Below are 20,839 nucleotides of genomic sequence, written 5' to 3' on the forward strand. Positions count from 1 at the left end.
GCGCCCTACTTTGCCATGTATCGTCATTTGCTCGTTCCGCTAGACAGCACCGAGCTATCGGCCTTCAACACCGGTGAGGCGATTCGCTTGGCAGCATCGCTACACGCCAAGATCACATTTTTCCATGCAGTCCGCGCAAGCAGTCTGCATGCGCCTGAGAGTGCCACCGACCAAAAAGCTGGCACAGCCATCTTGAGCAAAGCCAGTACCGCCGCTGCCAGCATGGGCGTGCCATGTGCAGTGGAGCTGGCCGCCAGCGATCATCCCGCCGAAGCGGTGTTGGCCGCCGCCCAGAAACACCACTGCGATTTGATCGTGATGGCCTCGCACGGCCCGAGCAGCGTCCTTTCGGGCTCCAACACCTCGCAGGTGCTGCACAAAACCAAGATTGCACTGCTGGTCACGCGGGTTGAAGCCAACGATCCAAGGGCGGCCACCAGCAAAGTGGTTGCCATCTTGCAAGATGAGCATCGCTCCATCAGCACGGTGTTGCGAGCCGCCCAGAAAATGGTCCAAACACCCAACACAGGGTCTGGCTCCCCCAACCTCAATCTGCCGGCGCTGGCCCGCATGGTGCATTACCTGCGTGATTTCCCAAGCCAATGGCATCACCGCCGAGAAGAAGAAGCCCTGCATCAGGTCCTGCGGCAACGGGCCCCTGAGCACCGTGCCTTGCTCGATCGGCTGGAGATGGAGCACAAGCGTGAATACGACTTGGTGCGCAGCGTGGCCGCAGCGGTCGATGCCTGCGTCAGTTCAGGGCGTATCGACGACTTGCTGCTGCACACCCTACAGCTGCATCTGGAAATCCTGTCTCGCGCCATGACAGCGCACATTCAAGTCGAAGAAAACATCCTTCTGCCGATTGCACGGGATGCCTTGACCCCCCAAGATTGGTTGCATGCAGAACACCAGTTTGCGGGCTCATTCGACAACACTGCGCTGCTTTCGGATCACAGCGATCCGGCTTTTCTGGGGCTTTTCGCAGAGATCAGTCGCGATATCGGGCTTTGAATCCGTATCATCCGCGCCCATGAATCCCTTGCTTTCGCGCTTGCAGCCCTATCCGTTCGAACGGTGGCGCGCCCTCATCCAAGACATTCGACCCAACCCGGCGTTCTCCGCCATCAGTCTGGGCATGGGTGAGCCCAAACACGCCACCCCAGCGCTGATCAAAGAGCGGCTTTGCGCCTCGCTGGACGGCTTGGCCAGCTACCCCGCCACAGCGGGCGACCTGAGCCTGCGCCGGGCCTGCGCCGATTGGCTGCAACGCCGCTACGGCGTCAGCCTCGACCCCGCCACCCACGTGCTGCCCGTCAACGGCTCGCGCGAGGCGCTCTTCAGCTTGGCCCAAACGGTGATCGACCCCCGTCAGCACCAAGATGTGGGCGGCCCGGTGGTGCTGTGCCCGAACCCGTTCTATCAAATCTACGAAGGTGCCGCCCTCTTGGCCGGGGCCACACCGGTGTTCGCCAACAGCGACCCGACACGCAATTTCGCCGCCGATTGGTCGCAGATCGACGCAGCCACGTGGGCGCGCACCCAACTGCTCTTCGTTTGCTCACCCGGCAACCCGACCGGGGCAGTGATGCCCTTGGACGAATGGGCCCGGCTGTTCGAGCTGAGCGACCGCTACGGCTTTGTCATTGCTTCCGACGAGTGCTACTCGGAAATCTATTTCCGCGAAGGCCCAGATGCCGCGCCACTGGGCGGCCTAGAGGCGGCCCTCAAACTTGGCCGCACCGATTTCAAGCGTTTGGTCCTGCTGACCAGTCTGTCCAAGCGCTCGAACGTGCCGGGGCTGCGCTCAGGCTTTGTCGCGGGTGACGCCGAGCTCATGAAAGCCTTCTTGCTGTATCGCACCTACCACGGCAGCGCCATGAGCCCGACCGTGCAGCAAGCCAGCATCGCCGCTTGGAACGATGAAGCCCACGTTGTCGAAAACCGGGCGCTGTATCGGCAGAAATTCGCTCAAGTCACGCCGATCTTGGCCGAAGTCATGTCGGTGGCGCTTCCAGATGCTGGGTTCTACCTTTGGGCCGAAGTGCCCAAGCACATCGGTGGTGGGTCGGACGTCGCTTTCGCCAGCGCCTTGCTGGCTCAATACAATGTGACCGTGCTCCCCGGCAGCTATTTGGCCCGTGAGGCGCATGGGCTCAACCCCGGTGCCGGGCGGGTTCGCATGGCCTTGGTGGCCAGCGTCGATGAATGCTTGGAGGCGGCGCAACGCATCCGCACCTTTATTCATGCGCAAAACTGATTCTTAAAACACCTTTCTTTTTGACGAGACAACCCATCCATGTCCACCAACCAACTCCAACAAGTCATCGACGCTGCGTGGGACGACCGCGCCAACCTCTCCATCGCCTCAGCCCCCGCTGAAGTGCGCGACGCGGTCAATCACGTCATCAGCGAACTCGATGCGGGCCGGATCCGAGTGGCTGAGCGTCAAAGCGTCGGTCAGTGGCAGGTGAACCAGTGGATCAAGAAGGCGGTGCTGCTGAGCTTCCGTCTCAACGACAACGTGGTCCAAGGCGGCGGTGACCTGAACTTCTTCGACAAAGTGCCCACCAAGTTCGCTGGCATGAGCGAAGCTGAACTGCGCGCCACCGGCGTGCGCGTGGTCCCCCCCGCTGTGGCGCGACGCGGCAGCTTCATCGCCAAGGGTGCGATCCTGATGCCGAGCTACGTCAACATCGGCGCCTACGTCGATGAAGGCACGATGGTCGATACGTGGGCCGCTGTGGGCAGCTGCGCGCAGATCGGCAAGAACGTGCATCTTTCTGGCGGTGTCGGCATCGGCGGCGTGTTGGAGCCGATGCAGGCCAACCCGACCATCATTGAAGACAACTGCTTCATCGGTGCGCGCTCCGAAGTGGTCGAAGGCGTGATCGTCGAAGAAAACTCGGTGTTATCGATGGGCGTCTACATCGGCCAAAGCACCAAAATTTACGACCGCGCGACCGGCGAAGTCACCTATGGCCGTATCCCGGCAGGTTCGGTGGTGGTCAGCGGCAACATGCCTTCCAGCGATGGCAAGTACAGCCTTTACTGCGCCGTGATCGTCAAGAAGGTCGATGCCCAAACCCGGGCCAAGACCAGCATCAACGATTTGCTGCGCGACTGAAGTCCCAAGAGTCCCAAGTCTCCGCCACCCCCTCTAGCCATGAGCTCTTCTGACCCCACTGGATTGCCGATGAACAAGGAAAAACGCAGCCCCGCTGTCGGCAACACCGGGGGTGCCAGCAGCGGTAGCAGTCCCAACTCGGGAGCATCCGCCAGTGCAAGCCTGAACAAAGGCAGCATGGAGCGCGTGCTGAAGCTGATGGCCGACCGCAAAGGCTCGGATGTGATCCTGTCGGCCAACGTGCCGATCTTGATCAAAGTCAACGGTCAGATGGTGCCGTTGACCCATGAGCGCTTGTCCCCTCAGCAACCGCGCCAGTTGCTGGCGGAAGTCCTCACCGCACAGCAGCTTGAAGAACTCGACGAGACCCATGAGTTGAATGTCGGCTTGCCGATGCCAGGCTTGGGACTGTTTCGGCTTTCCGCTTTCAAGCAGCGCGGTTCCATTGCGGCGGTTTTTCGCTGGATTCCACCAGAAATTCCGCCCTTGGAGAGCCTGCGCTTGCCGGAGTCCTTGGGCAATTTGGCACTGGAAATGCGAGGCCTGATTCTGTTGGTGGGAGCCACCGGCAACGGTAAAAGCACCACTTTGGCGGCGATGATCAACCATCGCAACCACCACACCACCAGCCACATCCTCACCATCGAAGATCCGATCGAGTTCATGTTCACCAACAGCAAGTCGGTGATCAATCAACGCGAAGTCGGACGCGACGTGGACTCCCTCCAGATCGGGCTGCGCAACGCCATGCGGCAAGCGCCGGACTGCATCATGATCGGCGAAATCCGGGATCGTGAAACCATGACAGCAGCGCTGTCCTATGCCTTGTCAGGGCACTTGGTGCTCGCCACCTTGCATGGCAACAACAGCTATCACGCCTTGGGCCGAATCCTGAGCTTCTACACGGCCGATGCCCGCCCCGCCATGCTGGCCGACTTGGCCGCAGGCTTGAAAGCCGTGATCTCTCAACGGCTGATGCGCTCCTTCTTTGGCACCCGCATTCCCACCGTGGAGGTGTTGCTCAACACCAAGTTGGTGTCCGAGATGATCGAGCAAGGCAACTTCTCGGGTGTCAAAGAAGCCATGGAGCGCTCGATCGCAGAAGGCTCCCAAACTTTCGAGCAAGACATTGCCCGACTCATCACCCAAGGCGTGGTGAATCGCGAAGAAGGCTTGCACCACGCCGACTCACCCACCAATTTGCTCTGGCGCTTGCAAAACGAAAACAACCAGAGCAAACGAGCGCCCGAGAAGGAAGAAGAGGCCGAAGTGGGCCCATCCTTCACTGAAATCACCCTGGACGTGGTGGAGCCGGAACAACCGCCGCCCCTGCGACGCCCCCCCGGTATGCCACCGCGTTGAGACTGAACGGTTTTCCCGTGCCCATATCTGCTGCTGATGCCACACTGAGCCTGCTTGAAGAGCTCATCGCCCGCCCCTCCATCACCCCCCAAGACGCAGGCTGCCAAGCCCTGATCGCATCGCGCCTGACCGCCTTGGGATTCACGTGCCAGCCCTTGCGCTGGGGACCGCCAGAGGCCCCCGTGGATAACTTATGGGCGGTGCGTGAGGGCGGCCTGCCCGGCCCCACGCTGGTCTTTGCCGGCCACACCGATGTGGTGCCCACAGGTCCACGGGCCGATTGGCAGAGCGATCCCTTTGTGCCCACCTACCGTGACGGTCAGCTCTTTGGCCGGGGGGCGGCGGACATGAAAAGTTCGCTGGCGGCCATGGTGGTGGCCAGCGAAGCCTTTGTGACCCATCACCCTGAACACAAGGGGCGTTTGGCGTTTTTGATCACCAGCGATGAGGAAGGCCCCTCGATCGATGGCACGGTCAAAGTGTGCGAGTGGCTCCAAGCACGCGGTGAGCGCCTCGATGCCTGCATCGTGGGTGAGCCGACCTCCGTGAACCAGCTCGGTGACATGATCAAAAACGGTCGTCGGGGCTCGCTCTCCGGCCGCTTAAGCGTCAAGGGCATCCAAGGTCACATCGCCTACCCGCATCTGGCACGCAATCCGGTTCATCAGGCGGCACCCGCCCTGGCAGAGCTGGCGGCCGAAGTATGGGATGCTGGCAACGACCATTTCCCACCCACGTGTTGGCAGATCTCCAACATCCACGCCGGCACCGGGGCGACCAATGTCATTCCGGGTGAGCTGGTGATTGATTTCAATTTCCGCTTTTCCACCGAATCCACGCCAGAGCAGCTCAAGGCTCGCGTCCACACGCTGCTGGATCGGCACGCACTGACCTACGACTTGGCGTGGACGCTGGGAGGACGGCCCTTCTTGACCCGCCCCGGCCCATTGATGGGTGCCGTGCAAGACGCCATTCGCCATGTCACCGGGCTAGAAGCTGAACTCTCCACCACCGGAGGCACGTCGGATGGGCGCTTCATTGCTCAGATCTGCCCCGAGGTGGTGGAATTGGGGCCCCTCAACGCCACCATCCACAAAATCGATGAATGCTGCGCGGTGGCAGACTTGGCCCCGCTGACCTTGATCTACCGTACAACTTTGGAGAACTTGCTGACATGAGCCGTGACGCCCAGACGGCGAAAGCCATCAAGCCAACCCCTGAACTGACGATCGCAGCGTTGATTGATGCTGTGGCAGCACGCTTGGCCCAAGCCAAAATTTGGATGGATCCGAGCAGCAGTGCCTTTGATGAAGCATGCCTGCTGGTGCTGTGGACGCTGGACATGCCCCACGAAACGCTCGACAACGTCGCTCATGCGCCGGTCGATCCCGAGCAAGTGGTGCATGTCCAACGCCTCGTGTCGGAACGCATCAACCGCCAAATGCCTGCGGCCTACTTGATTCGCGAGTGCTGGTATCAGGGCGTGCCGTTCTATATCGACGAGCGCACCTGTGTGCCACGCTCCTTGATCGGGGAGCTGATCGTCTCTGGAGCGCTCGATACGTGGCTCAATGAACGTAGCCAGCGCGTGCTTGATCTCGGGACCGGCAATGGCAGCTTGGCGGTGCTCGCAGCCATGATGTGGCGCAACGTCCACATCGACGCGGCCGATGTTTCGCAAGACGCGTTGGAAGTGGCCCGGATGAATGTGCAGCGACACGGTCAGTCGGAGCACATCACCCTCATCAAAAGCGATGTTCTGGCCCATGTACGAGGCCCCTACGATCTGATCTTGTGCAACCCACCGCACTTCAGCAGCGCTGAATACGGCGAATTGCCCCATGAATTGCGTGTTGAACCGCCCATCGCCTTGCATGGCGGCCCCGACGGGATGGACTTTATCCGCGAGTTGCTGCGTCATGGGCTTGAAGTGCTGTCAGCTCAAGGCGGGTTGGTGCTGGAAATTGGTCATGCACGTTCCGCCTTTGAAGCAGCCTTCCCCAATCTCAAGGGGGTGTGGCTGCACACCCATGCCGGTTTCGATCAAGTGGTGTTGGTCAGTCGCGATGCCTTGATGCGCTGGCGCAGCGTGGCCGAAGCACCGATGGTGATGGGCACAGGGTCGCTGACTGGTTCGGGCATCCATCGCCAAAATTCGGAGTCGCCCGCAACAACGACCTCGACCACAGCCTCGGCAGCCCCCTCAGCTGCCGCCGTGCCGATCACCGTGATGGCGCTGGTGGATGCCATGGCTTCGCGGCTGCACAGCGCCGGGGTGTCCTTTGGTCATGGCACCACCAATGCCTTCGACGAGGCCGCTTGGTTGACCTTGTGGGCCCTCAACAAGCCCGTCAACGAACTCGATCAGCTGGCCCAGATGGTGGTGGCTCCCGAGCAAGCCACGCGTGTACGACAAGTCATCAGCGAGCGCATCACCCGCCGCATTCCTGCGGCGTACATCACCCGCGAAGCGTGGTTGCAAGGGGTGGCGTTTTACGTCGATGAGCGGGTCATCATTCCGCGCTCATTCATCGCCGAGCTGATTGCCTACGGCAGCATGGACGCTTGGCTCACCGAGCAAACACGTCATGTGCTGGATCTGTGCACCGGCAATGGCAGCTTGGCGGTGCTGGCAGCCATGGTCTGGCCCGAAGTGGTGGTGGATGCCGCAGATTTGTCACGCGACGCGCTCGATGTGGCGCGCATCAACGTGCAACGCCACGGGCTATCGCAACGCATCTCGCTGATCGAAAGCAACGGCCTGACCCAAGTTCGTGGCCCTTATGACCTGATTCTCTGCAATCCACCGTACGTCAACAGCACCTCCATGTCGCGGCTACCGGCGGAATATTTGGCCGAACCGCGCATGGCCCTGGAAGGCGGCAGCGATGGCATGGATTTCATCCGCAATCTGATGCGTGATGTCTTGGGTGTCATGAGCGAGCACGCCGTGTTGGTGCTTGAAATCGGCAACGAGCGCCCGCACTACGACGTCGCGTTTGCGGGGCTGGAGACCGTCTGGCTCGACACCACCTCAGGCACCGATCAGGTCGCTTTGATCACGCACGAAGCGTTGATTCAATGGCTGCATCGCTGATGCTGATGCACGAACTCACCGCTGGGTTTCGGGCGGTGAAAACTCGTTGCTGAGCAGACAAACATCGTTGAAAGAAATCGGTTTGACCAACAAGCCATTGAAACCCATGGCGAGCATCCGCACCCGCTCCTCGGGCATGCTGTGCGCGGTATAGGCGACCACGGGCAGGCTCTTCAAACCGATATCGTCCCGAATCAATCGGCAAACGGCTTCCCCCCCGAGACCGGGCATGCGTAGATCAAGCAGCACGAGATCGGGTGCCGGCGTGTGGTTCTGCCGCAGCACCTTCAGCGCCTCTTCGCCGCTATCCACCACCAGCGTGTCCCAGTGCAAGCGATGCAAGAAGAGCGAAACCAACCGGCTGTTCAGCAAGTTATCGTCCACCACCAGCGCACGTTTTGAGGTCATCGTTGTTGTCATGCAGAGCTTGTCATCGAGGTTGTTGGACGGCGCGCATATCGGACAGACGCAACGTCACGATCGTGCCGCGACCCAGTCTGGATTCAATCTCCAGATGGGAATGAAGCAATCCAGCCAACTCCTTGGCCAGAGGTAACCCGATCCCTGCACCTTGCTGAGCATGAATCGGTTCGTCAGGATCGCGGGTCATGGCATGAAAACGTGTAAAGACCTGCGACAAGTGTTGCTGTGACATGCCAATCCCACTGTCTTGGACACGCAATACAACACAACGGGGGTCTTGGCGTCGCATCGACAACGTAATTTCCCCCTTGGTCGTGAATTTGAAAGCATTCGACAATATATTTGTCAGAATCTGCGTCACTCGGATGGCGTCGGTCCGTAGATGCCAAGCGGTGGCATCCACATGGGGGGGCAAATCCAACACAAAAGCGATGGATGTCTCGCTCGCCTGCAAAGCATGAACGCCGTAGATCTGTCGGACACAGGCCAAGATATCGACCTCCTCGACCCGCAAAATCATGCGCCCCGATTCAATCCGCGCCATATCCAGCAAGCCGTTGACCAGCCCCCCCAAATGCTGAGCGCTGTGAAAAATGATCTCGGAGAATTCTTGGGTTTCCTCGGGCGTGGTGCCATCCCGAATCAACTCGGCGTATCCCAAGATGCCATTGAGCGGCGTGCGCAGTTCATGCGACACACTGGCCAGAAGCCGCGTTTTCATCTCGTTGGCGGTCTGGGCCTGTTGCTGACTCTGACGCAACTGCGCCACGATGTCTCCTTGCCGACGCGCGCTGAGAATCAAACTGAACAAAAACCCCGCCAACACCACCGAGAGCAAACCGGCGACCATCTTGTAGACCCACGCGCGCGCTTTGGTATCGACATCAATATCGGTCACCCCCATGCCCGTGATCACGACCGTGGGGTACGCCTTGAGTCGCTGAAAGGCCCACAGGCGCTCCACGCCGTCGATCTGACTCACGCTGCGCGTCATGCCTTCCGGATAAGTCATCAAGGCCATCATCGACATCCCCGGGGTCTGAGCGGCGGTGGGCACATCCAAGCCAGCCGTCATTTTTCCCAGGTCAATGGGCGGAGCACGGGCACGAATGCCCCCCTCCATGCCGACCATGGCCATCACCCCGTAGGGGCCCAAATTGACCCCTTGGAAGAAGCTTGCAACATAGTCCGGTGACAGGGACACCACCACCACGCCCTTGAACACATGGGTCCTCGGATCGGTGATGCGCCGGGACACTTGAATCGACCACTTTCCAGACACCCGTCCAAGCACAGGTTTGCTGATAAACAGTCGATCTTCATTGCCATAGGTATGAACGCGGAAATGCTCTCGGTCATGCAAATCAAGACGTTCAAAGGGCTTGGATGCATACGCCAACCAGCCCTGAGCATCAATGATGCTGACCAACTGGTAGTCCGTATCGATGAGGTTTTGGTGGCGCAGGAAACTGGCAATATCAAGGTGATCGCCCTTCTCCAAATACTGCGCACGCACAAAACGCGCCACTTGATCCGCCCCTTGGATGGTCTTGGCGGTGTGCTCGGCAAAGGCACGGTTTAAGTTGGTCAGCGTGACTTGCGCATGATGCAAAGCCTCCTGATCTTCCCGGTGGATCTCATACGCCACGGCCACCCAGAGGGTGATCAACACAAACAGCGAGAACATCACTGCTCGTTGGGCGGCCACCAAGGCCGGCCACCAAGCCGCAAGACGAATCACTCGCAGGAACATGCCAAACCTTGAACAACGGGGTTATGGGATCGGAAACAACCGAGCTTCGACGATGAGGGGGTCATTTTCCGTCCGTAACTCAGCATGCAAGGCCAAGGCCTCAGGATGCCTTCGGGCCAGCATGTGCAACCACTGCTTGATCCGACCCGCACGGTGACGCGGCTCAAAAAGCCGCTCGGTCAGCGTCCAAAAAGCCAGCAACAACGGTTGAAGGGCGGACCAACTCAGACCCGGTCCGGGCCCATCGGACATCGTGCCATGGTCAGCCTGTTGAATCGCCCACGCCAAGCCTGGATCAGCCACCATGCCGCGCCCCAACATCAAATCCATGCAACCGGACTCCATCCGGCAGCGCTGGGCATCGGCCACCGACCAGATTTCGCCGTTGGCAATCACCGGGATCGACACCGATGCGCGCACCCGACCAATCTCGTCCCAATAGGCCGGAGGTTTGTAGCCTTGGACTTGGGTACGGCCATGGACCACCAACTCACACGCACCACTGGCCTCGATCGCTTGAGCGCACGTCACCGCCAAATCGGTGTCACGCATGCCCAAACGCATCTTGGCCGAGACCGGCATGTCGGCGGGCACAGCGCGGCGCACGGCTTCGACGATCTGGGCGATGCGCTCGGGTGTCTCCAACAACGCAGCCCCACCGCCGTGGCGATTGACCACCTTGGCTGGGCAGCCAAAGTTCAGATCAATACCGGCCGGCCCCAAGCTGGCCAAGCGCCCAGCGTTTTCAGCCAAGCACACGGGATCACAGCCCAGCAGTTGCACCCGCACCGGCACCCCAGCGGGCGTGCAACCCCCGTGGAGCAACTCTGGCGCGATGCGGTAGAACACCCGCTCCGGCAGCAAGGTGTTGGTGACACGCACGAACTCCGACACGCAGCGATCAATGCCGCCAGCACGGGTCAGGATGTCACGCAGCGAAAAATCCAGCAGCCCCTCCATCGGGGCGAGCAACAACATCGCGGTCCGGGCTTGGGCTTATTCGCCCATCGCTTCACCCAAACGGATGGGCCGCGTCGTCACCCAAGCAGCGTTGAAACGCACTGGCTTGGGCCCTTTGGGAAAGAGCATCACCACGGTGGAGCCGAGCAAGAAGCGCCCCATCTCTTGGCCTTGGGCCAAGCGAATGTCTTGATCGGCGTAGTCCCAACGGCGGATCTCGCCCGGGCGCGGCGGGTTGACTTGACCGTGCCAAACCGTGGCCATGCTGCCCACGATGGTGGCCCCCACCAGCACCAGCACAAAAGGTCCGTCAACACCTTCAAAAACGCAAACCACGCGCTCGTTGCGCGCAAACAGCCCCGGCACCCCACGCGCAGTGGTCGGATTGACCGAAAACAGCTCGCCCGGCACATACACCATGCTCAGCAGTCGCCCGGCGCACGGCATGTGGATGCGGTGGTAGTCGCGGGGACTCAAGTAGAGCGTGGCAAACGCGCCGTCTTGAAACTTGGTGGCCAAAGCTGCATCGCCGCCCACCAAGGCGGTGGTGCTGTAGCGATGGCCCTTGGCTTGAAAGATATGATCGCGCTGGATCGGCCCAAACTGACTGATCGCCCCGTCCACCGGGCAAATCAAGCGCGCCTCAGCCAACGGCCGCGCACCCGGCTTGAGGGCGCGGGTGAAGAAGTCGTTGAAGGTGGCGTAGCTGGCGATGTCCGGGTTGGCGGCCTCGGCCATGTTCACGTGGTAACGCCGCACAAAGCGCCGAATGATCGCCGTGGTCAGCGCACCGCGTTCCTTGCTTGCCACCCAGCCTGCAAACGAAGTCAGGGCCTGCTTGGGCAGCAGGTATTGCGGCAAAACGGCAAGACGATCAGACATGGACGACATGGACACCACGCAGGTTGAGGCAGGTTGAAAAAGGGTCAGGGAGGCAAAAGCGGGCCGGATTGTACGGGGGGCGTTGCAGCCCGCTTGAGCCGCTCGGGCAAGGGTTGCGATTTCTGCTGGGCGTAGTGCACCCAAACCGTCTTGGCGCCACCGGCAGCCACGATCACACCGGGCTCATCGACACGCTCCAAGGTGCCATAGATATCCACACTGCTGCGCCCCACCGCGCCCAAGTACTGCTTGGCCAAGATGTCGCCCGGAAAGGTCAGTTGACGATAGAAGTTGCAAAAGGCGTTGACGATCACCGGCCCGGTGCCTTCCGCCCCCAAGGGCTCTGCGCCTTCGAGCGACCGCAGCCATTCGATGCGCAAGCTCTCCAAATAGCGGAAATACACCGTGTTGTTGACGTGCCCAAAGGCATCCATATCGCCCCAGCGAATCGGCATCACCATCTCGAAACACGGCGTCAGATCCGGCGGCAGTTCGAAGCGCAAATCAAAACGCGAATCAGAGGCCATGGCCGTCGTCCACCTGCAAGATCGTGCCGTTGATGAAACTGCTCTCGTTGGCGCACAGCGTCAGCAGCGCCAAGTCCAGATCGTGGGGTTGGCCCAAGCGCTTGCGCGGCAAGCTCTGAACCACTTTTTGGCCGGCTTCGGTGTCCCAAAAGGCGGCGTTCAGATCGGTCTCGACATAGCCCGGGCACAGGGCGTTGACGTTGATACCGAACTTGCCCCACTCCAGCGCCATGGCACGTGTCATGTGAATCACCGCTGCCTTGCTCATGGCATAAACGCCAATCTGGCTCAAAGCCCGCAAACCCGCCGTGGAGGCCACGTTGACGATGCGCCCGCCGGTGAAAGTGCCTGGCGCCGCACCCCGTGAGCGCGCCACCATGCGCCGGCCCACTTCTTGGGCGACAAAGAAAGCGCCGCGCACGTTGATGTCAAACAGTTCGTCGTAATCGTCCGGCGTCACATCAAGCAACTTCTGACGCGTGCTCACGCCCGAGTTGTTGACCAAGATGTCAAGCGTACCGACTTCGGTTTCGGCGTGGGCGACCCCCGACTTGATGCTGGCCATGTCGGTCACATCCAGCGCCACCACGTGCGCGCTGCCGCCCTCGCCTTCGATGGCGGCGCGCAAATCCTTCAGCCGCTCAGGCCGCCGACCGGCCAAAACCACCGCAGCGCCAGCGCGGCTCAGGGCCCACGCAAACTGGGTGCCTAGGCCGCTCGAAGCGCCGGTCACCAAGGCCACCCGGCCTGACAAATCAATGCTGTAACTCATGGGCTGCATCCTGCAAAAGGGTCTTATCGTGAACGGTGACGATAGCACGCAGGCCCAGCGGTTCTGCCCCTTGAACCGTCCTTTAGAATTGCGCCCTCCCCGACCCCGAAGTGCATGAGGAACAACAACATGACGGCTGCTGACCTGATCGCCCAATTTGGCCCGCGTGAATCGATGGACTACGACGTGGTGATCGTCGGCGGCGGGCCCGCTGGCCTGTCGTGTGCGATTCGCCTCAAGCAAAAAGCGGCCGAGAAAGGCCAAGAGGTCTCGGTCGTGGTGCTGGAGAAAGGTTCGGAGCCCGGGGCGCACATCCTCTCGGGCGCGATCATGGATCCACGGGCGTTGCAGGAACTTTTCCCCGACTGGCAAGAACGCGGCTGCCCCATCGGCCAGCCGGTCACCGAAGATCGTTTCCTGTTCCTCACTGCAACTGACGCCCGCCAAACGCCGGATTTCTTCCTGCCCGACTGCTTCCACAACGACGGCAACACCATCCTCAGCATCGGCGCACTGACTCGCTGGTTGGCCGAGCAAGCTGAAGGTTTGGGCGTCGAGATCTTCCCGGGCTTTGCCGCCGCTGAAGTGCTCTACGACGCACAAGGGCGCGTCAAGGGCGTGGCCACCGGCAACATGGGCTTGGGCAAGGACGGCGAGCCGACCGACAACTTCCAGCTCGGCATGGAACTGCACGCCAAGTACACCGTTTTTGCCGAAGGCGCACGCGGTCATCTGGGCAAGCAAGTCATCGCACGCTTCAACCTTGACGCTGGCAAAGACCCGCAAAGCTACGGCATCGGTATCAAGGAAGTTTGGGACATCGACCCGAGCAAGCATCACCCCGGCTTGGTGGTGCATAGCGCCGGCTGGCCGCTGGATGGCCACACCTATGGGGGCTCGTTCCTCTATCACGCTGAAGACAACAAGGTGGCGGTCGGCTTTGTGGTCGGGCTCGACTACAAAAACCCATGGCTCTCGCCGTTTGAAGAGTTCCAGCGCTTCAAGACACACCCCAAGATTCGGCCTTGGTTTGAAGGCGGCCAACGCGTCGCCTACGGTGCGCGCGTCATCACGGCCGGCGGCATCCTGAGCTTGCCCAAAACCGTGTTCCCGGGCGGCGCGCTGATCGGCTGCGAAGCCGGCTACTTGAACGCCAGCCGCATCAAGGGCACCCACGCCGCCATCAAGACCGGCATGCTCTGTGCCGATGCCGCCGTCGAAGCGCTGGCCGCTGGCCGCTTTCAAGACGAGCTGGAGGCCTACCCGAAGGCGTTCGAGCAAAGCTGGCTCTACACCGAGCTGCAAGCTTCGAAGAACTTCAAGCAGTGGTTCAAGAAGGGCCAAGCCGTGGGCGCGCTCATGACGGGGATTGAGCAGTGGCTCTTGCCCAAGATCGGCTTTAAAGCCCCGCCGTGGACCCTACACCGCCCGGCCGCTGACCACACGTATCTCTTGCCAGCCGATCAGTGCCCAAAGATCGACTACCCCAAGCCGGACGGTCAGCTGACCTTCGACCGCCTCTCTTCGGTGTTTCTCAGCAACACCAACCACGAAGAAAACCAGCCTGCACACCTGACCTTGAAGGACGCTGCGGTGCCGGTGGCGCTCAACTTGGCCCGTTTCGCCGGCCCCGAACAACGCTACTGCCCCGCCGGGGTCTATGAATTTGTCCAAGCCGCTGACGGCAGCGACCGCTTGCAGATCAACGCCCAAAACTGTGTCCACTGCAAAACCTGCGACATCAAAGACCCCAGCCAAAACATCGTCTGGGTCACCCCCGAAGGCGGCGGCGGACCGAATTACGCCGGGATGTGATCGGCGAGGGTTGGGGAGCGCAAGTTCTCCTGCAAAAACTCGATGAAGCGCTGCGTCTTGGCCGGCAGCAGCCGGGTCTCGGTCAACGCATAGATCGGCGTCGGTGTGCCGTGCCAGCCGGGCAGGACGCGCCGCAGGCGACCGCAGGCCAGATCGTCAGCCACCACCGCCTCGGGTAGCAGCACGATGCCCTGATCCAAGACCGCAAGGCGCCGGAACATGCCGACGCTGTTGAGCACAAAGCGCCCGCCGACCCGGATCTCGACGGTCTCGGGTGTTGCCGTCTGTTCGCGGTGCAGCACCCAAGGGCCCGACTTTGGAAACCCCAGGCACTGATGTCGCACCAGATCCGCAGGATGCTGCGGCTCGCCCATGCGCTCCAGATAGCGCGGCGCGGCATAGAGACAGGCGGTCAGTCGGGCCAGTTGCCGGGCGATCAACGCCGAGTCGGGTTGTTCCCCGACCCGGATGGCGACATCGAAGGGCTCAGCCACCAAATCGACCCGGCGCGGCGTCAGGTCGAACTCAAAGCTGATCCCCGGATAGCGGTCGGCAAACTCGGTCAGCAAGGGCGCCAAGTAGATGGTGGCGAAATCCACCGGCAGCGACGCTCGCAGCACGCCGCTGGGTTGCGCGGAGAGTTCACCCAGCTGTTCGTGGGCGAGGCGGGCCTCATCGACGATGCGCCGGCAGCGCTCGAAATAGATCTGCCCCGCTTCGGTCACTTCGATCCGGCGGGTCGTGCGATGCAGCAGGCGCAGACCGATCGACTTCTCCAGCAAAGCGATCCGACGCGACAGGGTCGAGTTCGGGACCCCGGTCGCCTCGGCGGCCCCCCGAAAACTGCGGGCCTGCACGACCTCGACGAAAAGCGCCATGTCGTTCAGAGGCACCATCTCATTGCTCCATCCATGCATCAATCATTCTCAGAATTGTGACTTCATCCCGTGGATGGATTCATGGATGATGCAGTTTGTCGCCCACTTGGCATGCCCCTCAAGGAGTCCGTTCATGAATCAACACCCCTTCGAGCCGACCCGTCTCGGCCGCTACGCGTTGAGCAACCGTCTCGTCATGGCCCCCATGACCCGCTCCAGAGCCTTGCCCGATGGCACGCCTGGAGCCTCTGCGGCGACGTATTACGCGCAGCGATCCGGCGTGGGCCTGATCATCAGCGAGGGCACCCAGCCCAGCGAGGACGGGCAGGGTTATCTGACCACCCCCGGCATCCACACCGATGCGCATGTGGCCGGTTGGCGGGCGATTGCGGACGCGGTCCACGCCGGGGGCAGCCGACTGTTCATCCAGCTGATGCATGCCGGGCGCGTCTCCCATCCCGACAACACCCCCCATCACCGGCCCGGGGTGGCGCCGTCGGCCATCGCGCCGGGCGTGCCGATGTTCACCTTGAAGGGCATGCTGCCGATTCCGGAGCCGCGTGCGCTGTCTGTCCAAGAGGTACGCCAGACCGTGGCTGACTTCCGCCATGCGGCGCGCCGGGCCATCGACGCAGGGGCCGACGGGGTCGAGATCCACGGTGCCAACGGCTATCTGGTGCATCAGTTCCTGGCGATCAGTGCCAACACCCGCACCGACGACTACGGCGGCTCGATCGCCAACCGCGCCCGCTTCGCCGTCGAGGTGGCCCAGGCCATCGCCGAGGAAATCGGTGCGGATCGCACCGGCATTCGCCTCTCCCCCGGCAATCCGATGTCGGGTATCGACGAAGGCCCCGAGGCGGCCGATCTGTACCGCCATCTGGTGGCGGAACTCAACCGGCTGGGTCTGGCCTACCTGCACATGATGCATCTGGGCAACGAAGCCCTGCTGACCGATCTGCGCGCGCTCTGGAAGCAGGCGCTGATCCTGAACCGACCGAGCCGGGCGCGCGACGCGATCGGTGCCGATCTGGCCACCGGACTGGCGGATCTGGAGTCCTACGGCCAGTTCGTGCTGGCGAACCCGGACTTCGTCGAGCGGCTCAAGGCCGGAGCGCCGATGACCGCCGCCGACCGCAACAGCTTCTTCGGCGGCAGCGATCAGGGCTACATCGACTACCCGGCAATGCGCTGACCGTTCTCAGCCCGCTTGCAGCAAGGTCTTGCTGTAGCGCAGGAACTCGTCCAAATGCACGGTGATGATCTTCACCGTGATGGGCAATTGCAGCGCTTGGTAGTCATGCACAGCGATGTTGCGAAACCCCACCATGCGCTTCAGGCTCTCGGCCAGATCCGGCTCGATACGCCCGGACTGAGCAAGCAAGGTAAACACATCGCGCGCACTCTGCGGCACACCAAGGCGATCACGCCGCACAAGGTGCTGGCCCATGTCCAACGCGGCCTCGCAAGCCCGTTGGATGTTCAAAATCGCTGCGTCTTGGCGGGTAAAGTCGGTGGCGAAACCCGCAGGGTCACGGTCGTACTCTTCATGGACACGGCGAACGCAGCGCTCAATGGTGGCGGCCTTGTTGAGCAAAACGTCATCGACCATGAATCACGCCCTCCTTGGCAATGTCATCCAACAAGCCCACCCTGGCCGTATCGAGCGCCGTCTTCTCGCTCAGGATGAAGGCTTCAAAGATCCCGGCCTGCACATCCTTGGCCCACCAACGCTGCCCCAGTGTGATGATTTGGTACTGCATGACCGTTGAAGCGGCGCGCAGATCCAGCAAATCGACCGGACAACCGGCCACGTCGGCAAGATCGCCAGCAAGCTCCCAAAGCCCCAGCGGCTCGGCATAGCCCGCCACCAACACGGCCAAATCCAAATCACTTTCAGGCCCGGCCGTGCCTTGCACCCGACTGCCAAAAGCGTAGAGCGCCCACAGATCCGGCACCCGCTCATGCACAAGCTGTTCGATGGCCCGGCGATTCATCGTCCCCCCAGCAACCGCTCGGCCAAGGCAAAGTCTTCGGGCCAAGTGACTTTGACGTTGAAGGCGTCGCCGCGCACCAAGCGCGGGGCGTGGCCCAAGGCTTCGATGGCGCTGGATTCATCGGTCACGGCCGATCCGCTGGCTTGGGCATGCAGCAGGGCTGGGCGCAGCAGGCCTAAGCGAAACATTTGCGGCGTCTGCGCGGCCCATTTGCCGCTGCGGTCGATGGTTCGGGCTACGCGAGGCCCCGGGCTGGTGAGGTCGGCTGAGCCAACCTCTTCTTTGAGCGTGTCGGCCAGCGGCAGCGCCAGCAAGCCGCCCACCTCGTCGTCGGCACAGGCGTCGAGCAGTCGGTCCACCCAACCCGGCTGGATCAGGCAGCGGGCAGCGTCATGCACCAGCACCCAGTCGTGCGGCTGCACGCCGCGCTCCAGCATGGCTTGCAAGCCCGCTGCGACGCTCTCAGCCCGGGTGGCACCACCGCAGCGCGCCACCCAGCCGCGCTCGCCCTCAAAGCCCGGCACCACCGCTTCAAACTGGCGATCTTCGGGCGAAAGCACCACCAAGGTAGCCTCCAAGCGGCTGACTTGGGCCAAGGCGGCCAAGGTATGTGCCACCACGGGGCGGCCCGCCACCGGGTGATATTGCTTGGGGCCGCCCACACCGGCACGGCTGCCCACGCCCGCACAAGGCACCAGGGCAAAACAACGAGGAAGGGTTCCGATTTGCATGGGGCGTGATTGTGCAGCTTAGGATAGCGCCATGAATGACACCCAAGACATCTACACCGAGCCCTACCCGATCGACACCGACACCTTGGCCCACCTTGGCCCGCTGCGCGGCATGGCCGGCATCTGGCAAGGCACCCGAGGGCTCGATGTCAAACCGAAGGCCGAAGGCCCCAAAAAGCAGGCGTATGTGGAACGCATCGAGCTGCAACCGATTGATCCGCAGACCAACGGCCCGCAATTGCTCTACGGTCTGCGCTATCACACCCACATCACCAAGCCCGATCAGCGCAAGACCTATCACGAGCAAGTCGGCTACTGGTTGTGGGAGCCTGCCACCGGCAGCGTGATCCACACGCTCAGCATCCCGCGCGGCTTGGTGGCCCTCGCCTCGGGCCAGACCACCGCCGACGCCACCACCTTCGAGCTGCTCGCCACCCAAGGTCTTGACACCTTCGGCATCTGCTCAGCGCCCTTCTTGCACCACGCCTTCAAAACCACCGAGTTCCGCATCACGGTGACCCTGCACCCCGAAGACGGCACATGGTCGTATGAACAAGACACCGTGATGCAGATCCAAGGCCGGGATGAACCCTTTCACCACACCGACCGCAACGTGCTGCACAAGATCGCCGAGCCCACACCGAATCCGCTGGCTCAGCGCTCAGTGTGAATCCGCAAGGCGTAGACCGTCATCGGGCCTCGGTCGGCGTTGTAGGCGGGGTTCTGGATGTGCTGCACGTCCAAGCTCAGCCAGAGACGCTTCAAGGCTTCCCAACTGTAGTAGCCCTCGAAGATCGTTTCGGGGCGATAACGCAAGGCACCGTCACCGATGAAAAACGAGGTGCCGCCGGCTTCCAAGAAGTGCCGGCGCGCATCGGACAAGGTATTGGCCATCAAGGACACGCCCACGCTGTCTTGCTCACGGCCCCAAGCCGCACCCTTGATCAACACCCCGGAGGAGAAAGAACCATCCACCTCGGTGAAGGCATGGGTTTCGGTATGGCCATCGGCTTGCATCAGGCGCAGAAACAGGCCCGTGTGGGCACTAAGCGCTTGCTCTAGGTTGAGGCCCACGCCGTATTTCCATTGGTCACCCGCGCGCACCTGAAACAGCGCTGTTGGGTCGGCGTAGTGGCCCGGGTGGGCCTGAAGCCACGCCAAGGCGTCGTCAAAGTTGGCCAACTGCGCCCGATTGCGCCAACCCAGTAGGCGCACCTTGCCGGGCTGACCGCCCAAGGTGTGCGCATGCTCCACTTCCACCTGATCACCAAAATGGCGGGCCAAAGCCAAATCGACCTCAAGCATGTTGGGCTCCTTCGGCCCGGACATGCGCCCAAAGCGCAGCACCCAATCGTCGTGATACCACTCGGCAGCAAAACCCCAGCCGAAACCACGTGCATCGGCTGCGTAGTCGTAGGCCGCGTAGGTCCAGTTGCCCCAATTCATGAACTGGGTGCGCGGGTCCTTGGCGTAGGTGTTCGGATCAAACACATCCAGCGTCGAGAAGTTACCCAGCGTCAGCACCCAGCGGTTTTTATCCACCGTGCCGGCCATCTGATTCAAGTCCGATTCGACCGCTTCGGTACCGCCGCCTTGGTTCCAGGTTTGGCGCAAAAAAAGCCGCTGGCGATAGAACACCGGCGCTTCACCCGCAGCCCGCGTGATCTCGCCGTTGGTGAAGCCGCCCAAGCCCACCAAGTTGGTCGAAAACGGCACGCCTTGAGCCATCTCGGGGTTGAAATACAGCTCCCCCCCCTGCCATGGCCGCCAGCCCAAAAAGGCGGTGGCCGAGAGGGTGTACATCCGTTCATGTCCGGGAACGATGCTGTTCGGGCCGGTATAGGCCGCGCCAAAGCTCGGATGCATCTGACCGTTGTAGGTGATCTGCCAGCGCGCGGTCTGGTTTTCGGTCTCGGGAGCAGCAGCATCCTGCGTTTGGGCTTGAGCTTGGGCATGGCTGCCCAGACAAACCAGCAGCCCCACGCCCAAGGCGCATCGCTTCCACAGATCCAAGGTCATCAGGGTTGTCCTCACAAAGGGGCGGATTAAAGCGCCTCAAAGTTACAGAAGTGTGACTGGGTAACTGGCGGGGACTCAACGGTCCTGCGGTGCGTGCAGCGCGATGCGGTTGCCTTCGCTGTCAAGCACCACCGCCCGAAAACCGTGCAAGCCCATCGGGCGCACATCTTCCAAGACCGCGCCCCCACAGCGACGCACCTCAGCCAGCGCATCGCGCAGCCGACCCTCGACGTTGAGGTAGAGCAGCACGCCTGCCGCCGCATGAACACCCTGAGTCGCGAGGACTTCGCGCACCGGGATCAAGCTGCCACTGTTGCCGCCCAACCCCGCCAAGACCGCAAAGGTGCGACCCTGATCGTTTTCTTTGCTGATCGCACACCCCAGCACCGCCCGATAAAAGGCCATCGCCCGGTCCAAGTCGTTCACGAAGATGTCGAACCACACCGCGCGGTTGTAGCGGCTGTTGTGGTTGAGGGTGTCGGTCATACAAGCCTCT

At 61.7% G+C, this 20,839-nt stretch carries 21 protein-coding genes and 1 pseudogene; 10 read left to right on the plus strand and 12 right to left on the minus strand.

What is annotated here, in order from left to right; translation table 11 throughout:
* The first annotated feature begins 15 nt into the window (after positions 1-15).
* From AB3X39_RS06460 to prmB (AB3X39_RS06490), 7 genes and pseudogenes are all read left to right on the plus strand, one after another.
* Positions 16-1,014: a universal stress protein gene (locus tag AB3X39_RS06460; RefSeq protein ID WP_369416539.1), complete on the plus strand. Its 999-nt coding sequence runs from the start codon at positions 16-18 to the stop codon at positions 1,012-1,014.
* 19 nt (positions 1,015-1,033) lie between these two features.
* The gene (dapC, locus tag AB3X39_RS06465) at positions 1,034-2,260 is read left to right on the plus strand and encodes a succinyldiaminopimelate transaminase (protein ID WP_369416540.1); all 1,227 of its coding nucleotides are present in this window, start codon (positions 1,034-1,036) and stop codon (positions 2,258-2,260) included.
* A gap of 39 nt (positions 2,261-2,299) precedes the next feature.
* On the plus strand, positions 2,300-3,127 hold the full coding sequence (gene dapD, locus AB3X39_RS06470; protein WP_369416541.1) for a 2,3,4,5-tetrahydropyridine-2,6-dicarboxylate N-succinyltransferase: 828 nt from the start codon (positions 2,300-2,302) through the stop codon (positions 3,125-3,127).
* A 177-nt stretch (positions 3,128-3,304) separates the two neighbouring features.
* The gene (locus AB3X39_RS06475) at positions 3,305-4,489 is read left to right on the plus strand and encodes a PilT/PilU family type 4a pilus ATPase (protein ID WP_369416578.1); all 1,185 of its coding nucleotides are present in this window, start codon (positions 3,305-3,307) and stop codon (positions 4,487-4,489) included.
* Between the two features lie 23 nt (positions 4,490-4,512).
* Positions 4,513-5,667 (plus strand): succinyl-diaminopimelate desuccinylase, encoded by a 1,155-nt coding sequence (gene dapE, locus AB3X39_RS06480; protein ID WP_369416579.1) that lies wholly within the window; start codon positions 4,513-4,515, stop codon positions 5,665-5,667.
* Positions 5,664-6,566: pseudogene (gene prmB, locus AB3X39_RS06485) on the plus strand (50S ribosomal protein L3 N(5)-glutamine methyltransferase); the annotation flags it as partial. The gene dapE and the pseudogene prmB (AB3X39_RS06485), both read left to right, overlap by 4 nt.
* 153 nt (positions 6,567-6,719) lie before the next feature.
* Positions 6,720-7,586 (plus strand): 50S ribosomal protein L3 N(5)-glutamine methyltransferase, encoded by an 867-nt coding sequence (gene prmB / locus AB3X39_RS06490; protein WP_369416581.1) that lies wholly within the window; start codon positions 6,720-6,722, stop codon positions 7,584-7,586.
* 15 nt (positions 7,587-7,601) lie between these two features.
* On the opposite strand, the gene AB3X39_RS06495 is transcribed toward prmB (AB3X39_RS06490), so the two are convergent.
* The 6 genes from AB3X39_RS06495 to AB3X39_RS06520 are packed head-to-tail and all read right to left on the minus strand — an operon-like array spanning position 7,602 to position 12,903.
* On the minus strand, positions 7,602-7,994 hold the full coding sequence (locus AB3X39_RS06495; RefSeq protein ID WP_369416542.1) for a response regulator: 393 nt from the start codon (positions 7,992-7,994) through the stop codon (positions 7,602-7,604).
* Between the two features lie 22 nt (positions 7,995-8,016).
* Positions 8,017-9,762 (minus strand): sensor histidine kinase, encoded by a 1,746-nt coding sequence (locus AB3X39_RS06500; protein WP_369416543.1) that lies wholly within the window; start codon positions 9,760-9,762, stop codon positions 8,017-8,019.
* A gap of 21 nt (positions 9,763-9,783) precedes the next feature.
* Complete coding sequence (locus AB3X39_RS06505; RefSeq protein ID WP_369416544.1) at positions 9,784-10,740, minus strand: tRNA dihydrouridine synthase; 957 nt, start codon at positions 10,738-10,740, stop codon at positions 9,784-9,786.
* An 18-nt stretch (positions 10,741-10,758) separates the two neighbouring features.
* Positions 10,759-11,604: an archaetidylserine decarboxylase gene (asd, locus tag AB3X39_RS06510; RefSeq protein ID WP_369416545.1), complete on the minus strand. Its 846-nt coding sequence runs from the start codon at positions 11,602-11,604 to the stop codon at positions 10,759-10,761.
* Positions 11,605-11,648: 44 nt separating this feature from the next.
* Positions 11,649-12,131, minus strand: coding sequence for an acyl-CoA thioesterase (locus tag AB3X39_RS06515; RefSeq protein ID WP_369416546.1), 483 nt, complete (start codon positions 12,129-12,131; stop codon positions 11,649-11,651).
* Positions 12,121-12,903: an SDR family oxidoreductase gene (locus AB3X39_RS06520; RefSeq protein WP_369416547.1), complete on the minus strand. Its 783-nt coding sequence runs from the start codon at positions 12,901-12,903 to the stop codon at positions 12,121-12,123. The genes AB3X39_RS06515 and AB3X39_RS06520 overlap by 11 nt, the downstream gene beginning before the upstream one ends.
* 129 nt (positions 12,904-13,032) lie before the next feature.
* Between AB3X39_RS06520 and AB3X39_RS06525 the strand changes: the two genes are divergently transcribed.
* Positions 13,033-14,718 carry an electron transfer flavoprotein-ubiquinone oxidoreductase gene (locus tag AB3X39_RS06525; RefSeq protein ID WP_369416548.1) on the plus strand — a complete coding sequence of 562 codons (1,686 nt, stop codon included), beginning with the start codon at positions 13,033-13,035 and terminating at the stop codon, positions 14,716-14,718.
* Here AB3X39_RS06525 and AB3X39_RS06530 read toward each other — a convergent pair.
* Positions 14,703-15,614 carry a LysR family transcriptional regulator gene (locus AB3X39_RS06530; RefSeq protein ID WP_369416549.1) on the minus strand — a complete coding sequence of 304 codons (912 nt, stop codon included), beginning with the start codon at positions 15,612-15,614 and terminating at the stop codon, positions 14,703-14,705. The two genes, AB3X39_RS06525 and AB3X39_RS06530, sit on opposite strands and share 16 nt — an antisense overlap.
* 115 nt (positions 15,615-15,729) lie before the next feature.
* Between AB3X39_RS06530 and AB3X39_RS06535 the strand changes: the two genes are divergently transcribed.
* Positions 15,730-16,791 carry an alkene reductase gene (locus AB3X39_RS06535; RefSeq protein ID WP_369416582.1) on the plus strand — a complete coding sequence of 354 codons (1,062 nt, stop codon included), beginning with the start codon at positions 15,730-15,732 and terminating at the stop codon, positions 16,789-16,791.
* Between the two features lie 6 nt (positions 16,792-16,797).
* Here AB3X39_RS06535 and hepT read toward each other — a convergent pair whose 3' ends face one another.
* The 3 genes from hepT to ispD are packed head-to-tail and all read right to left on the minus strand — an operon-like array spanning position 16,798 to position 18,324.
* Entirely contained in the window at positions 16,798-17,208 is a 411-nt protein-coding gene (gene hepT / locus AB3X39_RS06540; RefSeq protein WP_369416550.1) for a type VII toxin-antitoxin system HepT family RNase toxin, read from the minus strand.
* Entirely contained in the window at positions 17,198-17,593 is a 396-nt protein-coding gene (gene mntA, locus AB3X39_RS06545; protein ID WP_369416551.1) for a type VII toxin-antitoxin system MntA family adenylyltransferase antitoxin, read from the minus strand. Before mntA ends, hepT begins: the two co-directional genes overlap by 11 nt.
* A complete protein-coding gene (gene ispD, locus AB3X39_RS06550; RefSeq protein ID WP_369416552.1) occupies positions 17,590-18,324 on the minus strand; it encodes a 2-C-methyl-D-erythritol 4-phosphate cytidylyltransferase in 735 nt (244 codons plus the stop codon). The genes mntA and ispD overlap by 4 nt, the downstream gene beginning before the upstream one ends.
* 31 nt (positions 18,325-18,355) lie before the next feature.
* Here ispD and AB3X39_RS06555 point away from each other — a divergent pair, with 31 nt between their 5' ends.
* Positions 18,356-18,994, plus strand: coding sequence for an FABP family protein (locus AB3X39_RS06555; RefSeq protein WP_369416553.1), 639 nt, complete (start codon positions 18,356-18,358; stop codon positions 18,992-18,994).
* Here the strand turns inward: AB3X39_RS06555 and AB3X39_RS06560 are convergent.
* Complete coding sequence (locus AB3X39_RS06560; protein WP_369416554.1) at positions 18,979-20,343, minus strand: carbohydrate porin; 1,365 nt, start codon at positions 20,341-20,343, stop codon at positions 18,979-18,981. The genes AB3X39_RS06555 and AB3X39_RS06560 overlap by 16 nt on opposite strands.
* A 75-nt stretch (positions 20,344-20,418) precedes the next feature.
* On the minus strand, positions 20,419-20,829 hold the full coding sequence (locus AB3X39_RS06565) for a VOC family protein (protein ID WP_369416555.1): 411 nt from the start codon (positions 20,827-20,829) through the stop codon (positions 20,419-20,421).
* Positions 20,830-20,839 lie beyond the last annotated feature (10 nt).

Origin of the sequence: Leptothrix ochracea, assembly GCF_041083635.1 — a bacterium.
GTDB classification, from domain to species: domain Bacteria; phylum Pseudomonadota; class Gammaproteobacteria; order Burkholderiales; family Burkholderiaceae_C; genus Sphaerotilus; species Sphaerotilus ochraceus.